This window comes from Paenibacillus sp. FSL R5-0407 (assembly GCF_038009185.1).
Classification (GTDB): Bacteria; Bacillota; Bacilli; order Paenibacillales; family Paenibacillaceae; genus Fontibacillus; species Fontibacillus vini.
In genome coordinates this window covers 2,311,221-2,324,972 of sequence record NZ_JBBPAX010000001.1, presented here as the reverse complement: position 1 = coordinate 2,324,972, position 13,752 = coordinate 2,311,221, and the positions used below count along the sequence as shown (strand labels likewise).

General features: G+C 52.5%; 9 protein-coding genes and 1 other annotated feature. All 9 genes read left to right on the top strand.

Going from position 1 to position 13,752, the window contains the following annotated elements; genetic code table 11:
- Window position 1 precedes the first annotated feature (1 nt).
- The 9 genes from hemC to murC all read left to right on the top strand — a co-directional run bounded on the left by hemC (window position 2) and on the right by murC (window position 13,661).
- On the top strand, window positions 2-964 hold the full coding sequence (hemC, locus tag NYE70_RS11045) for a hydroxymethylbilane synthase (protein WP_290408473.1): 963 nt from the start codon (window positions 2-4) through the stop codon (window positions 962-964).
- Window positions 965-969: 5 nt separating this feature from the next.
- Window positions 970-2,523, top strand: a complete 1,554-nt coding sequence (cobA, locus tag NYE70_RS11040) for a uroporphyrinogen-III C-methyltransferase (protein WP_290408472.1) — start codon at window positions 970-972, stop codon at window positions 2,521-2,523.
- A gap of 83 nt (window positions 2,524-2,606) precedes the next feature.
- Window positions 2,607-3,611: a porphobilinogen synthase gene (hemB, locus tag NYE70_RS11035; protein WP_341045975.1), complete on the top strand. Its 1,005-nt coding sequence runs from the start codon at window positions 2,607-2,609 to the stop codon at window positions 3,609-3,611.
- 29 nt (window positions 3,612-3,640) lie between these two features.
- Entirely contained in the window at window positions 3,641-4,942 is a 1,302-nt protein-coding gene (gene hemL / locus NYE70_RS11030; protein WP_341045974.1) for a glutamate-1-semialdehyde 2,1-aminomutase, read from the top strand.
- Window positions 4,943-4,986: 44 nt separating this feature from the next.
- Window positions 4,987-5,841, top strand: a complete 855-nt coding sequence (locus tag NYE70_RS11025; protein ID WP_341047579.1) for an RluA family pseudouridine synthase — start codon at window positions 4,987-4,989, stop codon at window positions 5,839-5,841.
- A 161-nt stretch (window positions 5,842-6,002) separates the two neighbouring features.
- Window positions 6,003-7,355 (top strand): LysM peptidoglycan-binding domain-containing protein, encoded by a 1,353-nt coding sequence (locus NYE70_RS11020; RefSeq protein WP_341045973.1) that lies wholly within the window; start codon window positions 6,003-6,005, stop codon window positions 7,353-7,355.
- A 173-nt stretch (window positions 7,356-7,528) separates the two neighbouring features.
- Window positions 7,529-7,794 (top strand) — a binding site (T-box leader).
- Window positions 7,795-8,112: 318 nt separating this feature from the next.
- A complete protein-coding gene (locus tag NYE70_RS11015) occupies window positions 8,113-10,785 on the top strand; it encodes a valine--tRNA ligase (RefSeq protein ID WP_211023248.1) in 2,673 nt (890 codons plus the stop codon).
- Window positions 10,786-10,887: 102 nt separating this feature from the next.
- Complete coding sequence (locus NYE70_RS11010) at window positions 10,888-12,276, top strand: bifunctional folylpolyglutamate synthase/dihydrofolate synthase (protein ID WP_341045972.1); 1,389 nt, start codon at window positions 10,888-10,890, stop codon at window positions 12,274-12,276.
- Between the two features lie 8 nt (window positions 12,277-12,284).
- Window positions 12,285-13,661 carry a UDP-N-acetylmuramate--L-alanine ligase gene (murC, locus tag NYE70_RS11005; RefSeq protein WP_341047578.1) on the top strand — a complete coding sequence of 459 codons (1,377 nt, stop codon included), beginning with the start codon at window positions 12,285-12,287 and terminating at the stop codon, window positions 13,659-13,661.
- Window positions 13,662-13,752 lie beyond the last annotated feature (91 nt).

The window sequence follows — 13,752 nt, the reverse complement described above, 5'->3', positions numbered from 1 at the left end:
GATGAGACGCACCATTATAGTAGGAACCAGACAGAGTCAATTGGCTTTGACGCAAACGGGCCACGTGATCGATGCTCTGAAGGCGATTTGCGAAGAACACCGGCTGCCGTATGATTTTGAGATCAAGAAGATCGTAACCAAAGGGGACCGGATTCTGGACGTTACTTTGTCCAAAGTCGGAGGAAAGGGGTTATTCGTCAAGGAAATCGAGCAGGCGATGCTGGACGGGGAAATCGATCTGGCGGTACATAGCATGAAAGATATGCCTTCCGAACTGCCGGAAGGATTAGTAAATGGGGCCGTGCCGAAACGGGTTGATCCCCGCGATGCATTTATCTCCAGGGAGGGGATAAGTTTGGACGAACTCCCTCAAGGAGCCAAGGTAGGCACAAGCAGCTTGAGACGTTCCAGTCAGCTTAGCGCCTATCGTCCCGATCTCGTCATCGAGCCGATCCGGGGAAATATTGATTCCCGTCTTCGCAAACTGGAGACGGAGGGCTTTGATGCCATTATTTTGGCTACTGCCGGATTGTTCCGGATGGGATGGGAGGACAAAATCACCTCCTATTTGCCTGTAGATATTTGTTTGCCAGCGGTAGGCCAGGGGGCGCTCGGCATCGAATGCCGGGAAAACGATGAGGAAGTCCGTCACCTGCTTTCACTTTACAATGATCCGGAAACCGCATTGACGGTTGCGGCCGAACGCACCTTCCTTAGTGTGCTTGGAGGAAGCTGTCAGGTTCCGATCGGAGCCTATGCGGTTTTGGGTAAAAATAAACAAGAGGATAGCGAAGACGGCCTCTCCGGTGAAATGGTACTGACCGGGATGGTTGGAACGCCGGATGGGCGCCTGGTTTTGAAGGAGAGCATGGCCGGGAATGATCCGGTACTGCTGGGGCAAAGCGTTGCGGATAAATTGGTATCCAGAGGAGCGGGCGAAATTTTGGCGGCAGCTGAGGAGTGATGGTAATGGGGAAGACAGGGAGAGTTTACTTGGTCGGGGCAGGTCCCGGCGATGCAAGGCTGATTACTTTAAAAGGGCTTGATTGTTTGATGAAAGGGGACGTGGTCGTTTATGACCGCCTCGCCAATCCGAGCCTGCTCGGGAAAATGAAGCGGGGAGCCGAGAAAATCTACGTCGGCAAACGAACCGATCGTCACACGATGAAGCAGGAGGATATCAATCAGCTGCTGGTTGATCTGGCCTTGACCGGCAAAACGGTGGTTCGCTTGAAGGGCGGAGATCCGACGATTTTTGGACGCGTGGGAGAAGAGGCCGAGCTGCTTCGCAAACATGGAATTCCCTATGAAATCGTCCCGGGGATTACCGCAGCAATTTCGGTCCCGGCTTATGCCGGAATTCCCGTAACGCACCGGGATATGGCGTCTTCGCTTTCTATTATTACAGGACATGAGAGCCCCGATAAATTGGATTTGTCGATCAATTGGGAAAAGGTAACTAACGCAACGGGCACGCTAGTCTTTATGATGGGCGTAGCGAAAATCGGGTACATCAGCAAGCAGCTTATCTCTTACGGCAGATCGCCGGAGACACCGGTTGCTCTTGTGCGCTGGGGAACCCGGGCGGAACAGGAAACACTGACGGGTACGCTTGCCGACATTGAGCAGAAAGTACTCGAGGCCGACTTCAAGCCCCCTGCCGTTATCGTTGTAGGGGAAGTCGTTCTTCAGCGCGAGCAGTTGAAATGGGCGGAATTCATGCCGTTGTTCGGCAAACGGATTCTGGTCACTCGTTCCCGTGCCCAGGCTAGCGAATTGGTCCGGCAAATCGAGGATCTCGGGGGAGAACCTTATGAATTCCCCGTTATTGACTTTGAGATGCCGACAGGGACAGCTTTGAAAGAAACCGACGAGGCTCTGAGTTCTCTGGAAGAGTATGACTGGACTTTTTTCACCAGCGTCAACGGGGTTGAATTTTTCTTCAAACACCTGGAGAGGCTGGGAAAAGACATTCGTTCGCTGCATAAGTCCCGTATTGCCGCCGTTGGTCCCGCAACGAAGGAAGCGCTGCGGAGATACGGAATAGCTGCGGAGGAGCTGCCGGGCCGGTATCAGGCCGAGGGATTGATGGAAGCCTTCGCTGGAGCGCTGCAAGCAGGCCAAAAGGTTCTGCTGCCTCGCGGCGACTTGGCGCGCACTTGGCTGCCGGAGACGCTCCGCGAGCAAGGACTCGCTGTGACTGAAGCCGTTATGTACGCCACGGTTCCTACCGGGGAAGAAGATGATGAACTGGTCAAGCTGCTCCGGGAAGGCCGGATTCATGCCGTCACTTTTACGAGTTCATCTACCGTTACCAACTTTCTCGGTGCCATGAAACGAATGGGATTCGAAAACCCGGCAGAGACTTTGCAGGGAACGGAAATCGCCTGCATTGGCCCCGTTACCGCCAAGACGGCCGAGGAGGCTGGCTTGCACATTGGCACACTTGCGGAAGAGGCGACGATCGATAGTTTGGTGACCGCCCTCTGCGAATGGAAAAGGAAAGAAGAAAACATAGATTAGGCCGACAGGCTTAAAATGTGTGTTCAAAAAGTCGACTTGAACAACCTTGTAAAATTATAAGTAAATCCGGGAGGGATTCCATCATGAGTTTTCCTATAGTAAGACATCGCCGTTTACGGCAATCCGCCGGAATCCGGGGAATGGTGCGCGAAACGGTATTGACGGTGGATGATTTCATCCAGCCGATCTTTGTTACTTACGGTAGCGGCGTTAAGAATGAAATTTCATCCATGCCGGGGGTCTATCATTTTTCGCTGGACACGCTGGAGGAAGAAGTAAAAGAGATCGTGGACCTCGGCATTCCGGCCGTGCTGCTCTTTGGGATTCCGGAGAGCAAAGACGACGTTGGATCCTCGGCCTTTGCCGAAGACGGCATTGTCCAGCAAGCGACTCGTAAGATCAAATCTCTTTATCCCGACCTGCTCGTAGTAGCCGACACCTGCTTATGCGAATTTACCGATCACGGCCACTGCGGGATGGTGCATACTTTCGAACGGGACGGGCACATCTGCGGAGATGTCCTGAATGACGAATCGCTCGACCTGCTCGTTCGAACCGCAGTTTCCCAGGCCCAGGCGGGAGCGGACATCATCGCTCCTTCCAACATGATGGACGGGTTCGTACAGGCCATCCGCGCGGGACTGGATGAAGCCGGGTTCAGCAACGTGCCGATCATGTCTTATTCGGTAAAATACGCATCCGCATTCTATGGTCCGTTTCGCGAAGCGGCGGATTCCGCTCCTCAATTCGGCGACCGCAAAACCTATCAAATGGACCCGGCCAATGCCCGGGAAGCGCTCAGAGAAGCGGAAACCGATGTTCTGGAAGGCGCGGACATGTTGATGGTGAAACCTGCGCTGGCCTTCATGGACGTGCTGCGGATGCTGCGCGACCAGTTCGATCTCCCGCTCGTCGCTTATAATGTCAGCGGGGAGTACTCGATGGTCAAGGCCGCGGCCGAGAAAGGCTGGATCAATGAGCGGGCTATCGTAACGGAAATGCTGCTGGGCATGAAACGCGCCGGAGCGGATATCATCATTACGTATTTCGCCAAAGATGCGGCCCGCTGGCTGTGTGAAGGCAAATAATAAAATGACCGTGACAAGGAGAGGGAACCATGAGTGAAAAGATCGGGCGCCGCAGTGAAGAACTATCGCGGCAGGCTTTTGAGGAAGCGAAGCAGGTATTGCCAGGCGGGGTCAACAGCCCGGTTAGAGCTTTTAAATCCGTCGGCTTAACGCCAGTCTACATGGACCGGGGCGCAGGTGCGCGAATTTATGATATCGACGGTAATGAATATATCGACTACGTAGGATCCTGGGGACCGCTCATCATGGGGCATGCCCATCCTAAGGTAGTTTCGGCATTGCAAGAGACGACAGCCAAAGGTACCAGCTTTGGCGCTCCTACGCTGCTGGAGACGGAGATGGCCAAGCTGGTTGCCGAGCGTGTACCGTCGATTGATATTGTCCGGATGGTTAATTCCGGGACGGAAGCGACCATGAGTGCGATCCGATTGGCACGTGGCTATACAGGCCGCAACAAGATTCTGAAATTCGAAGGCTCTTATCACGGCCATGCGGACAGCCTTCTGATCAAAGCCGGCTCCGGCGTGGCTACCCTCGGTCTACCCGACAGCCCGGGCGTACCGGAAGGCGTGGCCGCCAATACGATCACGGTGCCTTATAACGACCTGGAATCGGCGGAGCTAGCATTCCAGCGTTTCGGATCGGAAATCGCAGGCGTTATTGTGGAGCCGGTGGCCGGAAATATGGGAGTCGTACCGCCGCAGCCTGGATTTTTGGAAGGCTTGCGCCGTTTGACAACGGAACATGGAAGCTTGTTGATTTTTGATGAGGTGATGACCGGATTCCGCGTACATATCCATTGTGCTCAAGGCCGCTTCGGAGTCACCCCTGACTTGACCTGTCTAGGTAAAGTGATCGGCGGCGGGCTTCCGGTTGGAGCTTACGGCGGCAAACGTGAAATTATGGAGCAGATCGCACCGAGCGGGCCGATTTATCAAGCTGGTACGCTGAGCGGGAACCCGCTAGCCATGACGGCTGGATTCTCCACCTTGTCGCTTTTGACACCGGAAGTGTACGATCGTCTGGAAGTTCTTTCGGCGAGACTGGAAGCCGGATTTACGGCGAACGCGAAAGAGCGGGGGATCCCTTGTACCACTAATCGCGTGGGCTCGATGGTTTGCCCGTTCTTTACGGACGGGGAGGTTATCAATTTCGATACGGCCAAGAGCAGCGACCTGGATCTCTTCCGCCGCTATTTTGCCGCGATGATTGAAGAAGGCATCAACATTGCGCCTTCCCAGTTTGAAGGCATGTTCGTCTCCGGTGTTCATACCGAGGCCGATATCGATCTCACGATCGAGGCGCACCGCCGTGCGCTGCAAAAGCTGTGAGCAAGGGGATAGCCGGGCAAAGACGCGGCGAATGGCTGGAGCTGATGCCGGGCAAATTGAATCCGCCGGAACACGGGGGCCGCTATGAAGCGGCCCTCGTTTGGCTTGAACGGGAACTTGGATGCCAGGCCAAGCTGCTCCGGTCGCTGGATGCCGAAGGCGGGATTAAGCTGGCCGGGGACCGGCTCCGCGTGAGGCTGTTTCCGCCGAAGACTTCACAGTACGAACCCGTGGAGCAGCCGGTCCGGATTTTGTATGAGGATGATTTCTGCCTCGTCGTGCATAAACCGGCCGGAATTAAGGTGCATCCCGATGGGGAGAGCCGTGAGCCGTCACTGGCAAATCTCGTCTCAGGAATCTATTCGCTGCGGGACGAGCCGGTTGCCCCTGCGCATATTCATCGGCTGGATGAGTATACGACCGGTCCCGTTCTGTATGCGAAGAACATCTTCGCCCAGCTTAAACTGGACGCCGCCATGGCGCGGAAAGAGATTGAGAGGGTTTATGTGGCGCTGGTGGAAGGCGTCGTCAACCCGGCTCTTGTCCGGATTAATGAGCCTATAGGCCGGGATCGTCACCACCCTTCCCGGCGCCGCGTGTCCAAGGCCGGCAAAGAGGCCGTGACCCGGGTAGAGGTTTTGGAGACATTCCCGAAGGCTAGCCTTGTCCGCTTGAGGCTCGAAACGGGGCGGACGCATCAAATTCGCGTGCATATGAGTCATGCGGGACATCCGCTGATCGGCGACGCGCTATATGGAGGGAGCACGAAACTTCTGCCCCATCAAGCGCTTCATGGGGAGAGTCTGGCGTTTCCGCATCCTTTAACCGGAGAAACTGTTGAAGTCCCGGACCCTTGGCCGGAGGAATGGGATAAGGTTCGCGTCAGGCTGCATAGCTGAATTAAGCTTGGCGGCCGGAGCGAATCTCAAGCCGCAGAACCGCGAAAAAGCAGGCATGCACTCTTTTTTTAAGCATATAGATAAAAACGAGCGATGATTTGGACCATGCAGTTTACTGGATACAAAATCATGTTTGGATATGCTGAAAGGAGGCAATATTTTTGGCGGATCAATCCTACGGTCTGAGGTTCGATATTTATGAACGCGTGCATCTATCGGAAAATGTAGTAGGCATCGACGAACTGGAAGAAATTGAACTCTATCCGAAAATTCAGGTCATTCCCGGGGAAGAGTATGCTTCGCTGCGCGGCCATTTACTGCTGTCGGGACTATATCGCGGCGAGGGAAACACTCAGGAACTGGAGCATTGGATTCCGGTGGAGATCACGATTCCGCTTAGCCGGGTCGGTAAGCTGGAGGAAATCGCGGTCGAAATTGAAAATTTCGACGTAGACCTGCTAAGTGCCCGCAGTCTTAATATTACGGGCGTGTTATCCTTGCAGGGCATCGAAACCTCATCGTTGGCTGTGGAACCGGAGGAGTGGAAGGACCGGGAACTCGTGGTTGCTCATGAGCCGGCTTCCGACTTGCGCGGGGACGTGCAAAGAGATCCTGACCATCTTTCGGGGCGTGAAGCGGGATTGGATTCAGCGACGCGCAGCTATACCGAGAATTTCCGGATGTGGGAGCAGGAATCTCTGCCTGAATTGAACGATACGGACGAGCAGCAAAACATACTTACATGGAATGACCACGCTTCGCCGCTCTATGCCCAGTCCGTTGTGGAGGACAAGGAGGCGGAAGAGGAGGCTCCGGAAGAATTGACTTCGCGTGATCCTCAATTAGAGGAAGAGTACGCAGCAGAGAGCCCGGATCAAGAGCGTTCTTTCCAATCCGAGCAGCAGCAAGTTTGGTTTAAGGAGGCGGCCCGTCCGTCCGTGACGGTGACCGAGATCGATTTGGATGAACCTCCCGGCGAATATGCTTCCGCTGAAAGGGAAGAGGGAGCTTTACCTGTTTCGCAAGAGGAAGAGCTTTCGTTTGAAGAGGCTTTCCCGGTTACCGCCGATTTCGAAACGGAGGACGATGCCTTTTCCGCGGAATCCGCGCAGGATGCCGAAATTCGGCCGGAACCGGAGGAAAAGAAAGAGCTGAAAATTGCCCTCGGGAGCAAAAAGAACGGCGATGCTGCTCAGGAGAGCAGTTACGGAATCAGCAAGCTGCTATCCTCGTATCGGCCGGACTCCGAATCCGGTCAGAGTTTGCAAGAGACGGAAGAAGCATTGCCGGCGGTAGAACAAAACGACGCAGAGGAAGTACGCTGGAAGAGCTTGTTCATACGCAATGCCGAAGAGCAGACTCCTTTCCGTAAAGTCAGGCTTGTAATTGTCCAACGTGAAGAGACATTGGACGCAATCGCGGAGCGTTATCAGCTTAGTTCGCGAGAACTGCAGCTTTACAACAGACTGTCCGAACAACATTTGTCTGAGGGACAGGTGCTGTACATCCCTTGATGAATAGCCCTCCATCTTAAAAGCTGCACACTATGTGCGGCTTTTTTCATGTATTCATTTATGCTTAAGATTGTCCTCTCTTGGTGGACTGTTGTCCATTTTTGTCCCTTTTGTTGACTCGTGAAGGTATTCAAGCTATTATGATAAAGATAAACTCTAAGCAAAATCTAATTGTAAAGACTTGGAATGGGAATAGTAGGCAGTAAACCCTTCAGAGAGCGGAATTGGAAGTGCTGGGAAGTTCCGCAGGATGCAGCTGACCGAAGTCGCCCGGGAGTCGCCCGTTTGATCCGTAAACTGTTTATGCTAGAACGGGCCGGCAGCAGCCGTTATCTGTATGAGTGTCGCAAGCTGGATTCCGGTTTTATTTGAATTCCGGGATTGGTGTAGCCTGCGAAACAAAGGTGGTACCGCGAAAGTAAAGCCTTTCGTCCTTTGAGGCGAGGGGCTTTTTGTGTTTTCTAGCTTTAAAAGGTAGTTCAAAAAATCATCTTTCCATGACGAAGCAGATCATGAAGCGGATTCGACGTCGAATTTTGAATTCAGCCGGGCCTTCCGTTGCTCACGTACCTTATGAGCAAATGCTTACGAAGTCGTTTTCTACGAAAACGTTTAGCTCCGCTACTCAGTCCCTAGCTTCATCCGACCTAAAGCGTTTTGTAAAAACGCACTTCGGAAGCATACGCTTTGGTCCTGAAAACCTGACTTTTTGAACGAATATTTTAAGTCAATTATTTGTAATGGAGGTTTGGTACAAATGACAGAAAACCATGGACAATCCCTGTCGGCGGAAATGCCGACTACGTACGATCCGAAAGCGGCGGAACAAAAATGGTACCGCTATTGGATGGAAGGCGGCTTTTTCAAAGCTGGACAAAGACCGGAAGCCGAGCCTTTCACAATCGTAATCCCGCCGCCTAACGTAACCGGTATGCTGCATATCGGACACGCGCTGGACTGCACCCTTCAGGATATATTGATCCGCACCAAGCGGATGCAAGGTTATGATGCGCTCTGGCTGCCGGGGTCCGACCATGCCGGGATCGCGACTCAAACCAAAGTCGAGCAGAATCTTCGCGCAGAAGGGCAAACACGCTACGACCTTGGACGCGAGAAGTTTCTGGAGAAGGTATGGGAATGGAAAGATAAATATGCGGCCTCCATTCATGAGCAATGGGCAAAAATGGGCTTCTCTCTCGATTATTCACGGGAACGTTTTACGTTGGACGAAGGTCTGTCGTTGGCCGTCCGTGAAGTATTCGTTAAGCTCTTTGATAAGGGCTTGATTTACCGCGGCAAATACATTATCAACTGGGACCCGGTAGCCCGCACGGCCCTTTCCGATATTGAGGTAGAATACAAAGAAGTTAATGGTCATTTGTATCATTTGCAATATCCGCTTAAAGACGGCAGCGGGTTTATTACTGTCGCAACGACGCGGCCTGAGACGATGCTTGGAGATACCGCCGTGGCGGTGCATCCGAAGGATGAGCGCTACAAGAATCTGATCGGAAAAATGCTTGTTCTGCCGATTACCGGCCGTGAAATTCCGATCATTGCGGACGATTATGTGGATAAGGAATTCGGCAGCGGCGCGGTTAAGATTACTCCGGCTCACGATCCGAACGACTTTGAAGTGGGTCTTCGCCATAATCTGCCGCAAATTACCGTCATGGACGAAAGCGGAACGATGAATAACGAAGCGGGCCAATACCAAGGATTGGACCGCAGCGAATGCCGCAAACAAATCGTTAAGGATTTGCAGGACCAGGGCGTTCTGATCAAAATCGAAGATCATGTTCACCAAGTTGGACACAGCGAACGGACGGGAGCGGTCATTGAGCCGTATCTGTCGACGCAATGGTTCGTAAAAATGAAGCCGTTGGCGGAAGCTGCGATCGCCGCCCAGAAATCCGGAGAAGGCGTCCAGTTCGTACCGGACCGGTTCGAAAAGACGTATCTTCACTGGATCGAAAATGTCCGCGATTGGTGCATTTCACGCCAATTATGGTGGGGACACCGTATTCCGGCCTGGTATTGTGAAGCGACCGGTGAAATGGTCGTCGCACGGGATGAAGCGGAAGCCCGGGCCAAGCTCGGACGGGATGATCTGGTGCAGGACGAAGATGTCCTCGATACCTGGTTCAGCTCGGCTTTGTGGCCTTTCTCGACTTTAGGCTGGCCTAATGAGAACAGCGAGGACTACAAACGCTTCTTCCCTACGAGCGTGCTCGTTACAGGATACGATATTATTCCGTTCTGGGTATCGCGCATGATCTTTACCGGTTTGGAATTTACGAAGTCCGTTCCGTTCAAAAACGCGCTGATCCATGGATTGGTTCGTGACAGCGAAGGGCGTAAAATGTCCAAATCGCTTGGCAACGGGGTTGACCCGCTGGAAGTCATCGAGAAGTACGGGGCCGATGCGATGCGCTATATGCTCTCGACAAGCAGCACGCCGGGGCAGGATCTTCGTTTCCATTGGGAACGGGTGGAACAGGCTCGTAACTTTGCCAATAAAATCTGGAATGCATCCCGGTTCGCCTTGATGAACCTGGAAGGCGTAACGATCGAAGATATAGATATCAGCGGAGACCTGTCTACCGCGGATCGGTGGATCCTTCACCGTTACAATGAAACGGCCCGTGAAATTACCCGTTTGATCGATGCCTATGAATTTGGGGAAACAGGTCGTCAGTTATACAACTTTATTTGGGATGATCTCTGCGATTGGTACATCGAGTTTGCCAAATTGTCCCTGTACGGGGAAGATGCTGCGGCGAAGCGCAAAACGCAGTCCGTGCTCGCCTACGTGCTTGATCGTACGCTGCGCTTGATTCATCCGTTCATGCCGTTTATTTCCGAGGAAATATGGCAGCATTTGCCGCATCATGGCGAATCGATTACATTGGCCGAATGGCCTAAATATGATCCTTCGCTTGAAGCGCCGGATGCCTTGGAGGAAATGAATCTGCTCGTTGACGTGATCCGTTCGGTTCGTAATATTCGTTCGGAAGTGAATGTTCCGATGAGCAAAAAAGTCGAGTTGCTTGTAAAACCGGCTTCGGCAGAATTGCTGGATATTCTGAATCGGAACGGTCACTATATCAGCCGGTTCTGCAATACGTCCCAGTATGAAGCTTCCTTGCAGGCGGCGGTCCCGGATAAGGCGATGACAGCGGTCGTTACCGGAGCGGAGTTATATTTGCCGCTTGCTGGACTGATCGATATCAGCCAGGAAATCGCGCGCCTTGAAAAAGAGGTTGAACATTTGAACAAAGAAGTGGAGCGAGTTGAGAAAAAACTGGCTAACGAAGGTTTCGTCGCTAAGGCTCCGGCTAAGGTGATTGAGGAAGAACGCGCCAAGATGGCGGACTATTCCGATAAACGCGATAAAGTTCTGGCCCGGATCGGCGAATTGAAGGGCTAGTCAATTTCGTCAACATCTGCGGCTGCGTCATTTGTCCGTTTTACGGGAAATGTACGCAGCCAAAGCTGTTATTTCGTCGAGCTTTTATATACCAACAATTAAATGAAGGTGAACGTGATGGGGGCTCATCAAGGACAGAGTGAAGAAGCACTGCAAAGCTATAGCGAAGCTGTGGATTGGATCAACGGGCTGATTCCTTTCGGAATCCGTCCGGGGTTGGAACGGATCTATCTCTTGATGGAACGGCTCGGCAACCCGCAGCGCAGACTGAAGTTTATACATGTAGCCGGTACGAACGGCAAAGGATCGTCCTGCGCCTTTTTAACCCGTACATTGATGGAATGCGGTTATAATGTAGGGACGTTTACCTCACCGTACATTACCAAATTCACGAACCGGTTTCAGTGCAATGGGCAAGACATTCCCGAGGAGACGCTGGTGTCCCTGGCCAATCGGGTGATGCCACTAGTACGCGAAATTGCGGAGACCGAGCTCGGATCGCCTACCATGTTCGAGGTCAGCACGGCGATCGCGATTCTTTATTTTGCCGAGGAATGCTACCCTGATGTCGTGGTATGGGAGACGGGCCTTGGGGGAAGGATGGATGTTACTAACATAGTAACTCCGATCGTTTCTTTGATTACGAATATCGGATATGATCATACCGATGTTCTTGGAGATACGATCGAACAGATCGCCCGCGAAAAAGCCGGGATTATAAAACCCGGTGTTCCGATAGTGAGTTGCGTCGAACAGCCGGAGGCTATTAACGTCATGAAAGAGACGGCGTCGAAGCAGCGGAGCAGTCTATATTTATTGGGTGAAGAGTTCTCGTTCGACCGCCTCAAGGTCAGCGAGAAAGGACAGGCAATGCTGTTTCGCGGACCTTTCCGCGAATTCGAGCTGGAAATGTCCATGCTGGGCGAGCATCAGTGCAAAAATGCAGCAGGTGTCATGATGGTACTCGAAATACTGCGGCAATATATGGCTTTTGTTCTTGAAGATGAACCGGTACAACGCGGTTTTGAGGCTACCTTCTGGGCAGGTCGGCTGGAACGGATATCGACTGAACCGCGCATTGTATTGGATGGGGCGCACAATCCAGAGGGAGCGGAAACGCTTGCCAAGAGCATCCGTGAAACATTCAGCTACCGTAAGCTTAATTTGATGATGGGGATGCTGGCTAATAAGCATCATCACGCCTACTTGGAGCATATATTACCTATAGTGGATACGCTTATTCTGACCGAGCCCGATTTTCGCCGTAAGCTGGATGCGGAGGCGTTGTATGAACTTGTCCAAGAGCTGAAAGCTGCGAAGGCAAAACCGGAATTGGAAATCATTGTGGAACGTGACTGGAGAAAGGCACTTTCTCTTTTGGAGTCACGGACGGAACGGGAAGATCTTGGGGTGGTCACCGGCACACTGTATATGATTTCGGATGTGCGGGCAGCTCTTTTGCATCAAACCGATTCTGAAAAAGGCTGGTGAACTATAAATTGTTAAATACGACTGAACAACATGTGCATTTTATCGGTATCGGGGGATATGGCATGAGCGCCATCGCCCGTGTAATGCTTGAAATGGGTTATACCGTAACTGGATCGGATGTGGCGGCCCAGGAACTGACTGAAAAACTGGCGGCTAAGGGAGCCAAAATTTATATCGGCCACACCGCGGAGCAAGTACATGGAGCGGACTTGGTGGTATATTCCACCGCGCTTCCGAAAGATAACGTAGAACGGGTAGAAGCTGAGGAGCGGGGGATTCCGATTTTGCACCGTTCCCAGATGCTCGCACGCCTGCTTAATGAACGACAGGGAGTTGCGGTTGCGGGAGCCCACGGCAAGACGACGACCTCTTCGATGATCGCACTCGTCATGGAACAATGCGGAACCGATCCGACCTATATTATCGGCGGAGAGATCATGGACATCGGAACGAACGCTAAAGCCGGACAAGGGAAATTTGTGGTGGCCGAAGCGGACGAAAGTGACGGATCCTTCTTGCAGTATCATCCCTCACTGGGAGTCGTTACGAATATAGAAGCGGATCATCTTGAAAATTACGGCGGCGACTTCGGTCGCTTGAAAGAAGCTTATGTCCAGTTTTTGAATCAGATCAAAGCGGACGGCAAGGCCGTGATCTGCGGGGATGATTCCAATATCATAGAGCTGCTGCCAAGTTTAAAATGCCAAACGATAACTTATGGCATCGATTCGGCCTGCGATTATACAGCCGAGCAAATTAAGCTTGGCGATCGTCAAGTCTCGTTTATAATGAAGCACGGCGAGCGGGAACTCGGAAAGGTCGAGCTCTCGGTTCCGGGGAAACATAACGTATACAATGCGATGGCAACGATCATTGTTTGTCTGGAGGCCGGCATTCCTTTTGCCGAAATCACCGCTGCCATCATCAGGTTCCACGGAGCAAAACGGCGGTTTCAGGTGCTTGGAGAAAGTGGCGGGATTCTGGTAATCGACGACTATGCGCACCATCCGACGGAGATTGAAGCAACGATTGCCGCCGCGAAGGCAACGGGCAAGCGGATCATCGCCGTATTCCAACCGCAGCGTTATACGCGCACTTTCTTTTTGCTTGATGCATTCAGCCGTGCGTTCAGCGGAGCGGATGAAGTAATCATCTCAGACATTTACTCGCCTGCAGGCGAGAAACAAATTGAAGGGGTGAGCTCTTCCAAACTGGTGGAACTCATTAAGCAAAACAGCAATGCGGGAGCCAGATACCTGTCGACCAAGCAGGATGTGATCGCGGATCTTGAGGGTCGGCTTCAACCGGGAGATTTGGTATTGACGATGGGGGCCGGCGATATTTGGAAAGTTGGATATGAACTCGCCCAAAAATTGTCCGACTGAACGGTGGAAACATAGCCGGTAATAATCAGAAACGAAACTTAAGCAACCCCGATACTCTCGGGGTTGCTCTTTTATTTTTGGCTGGTATATA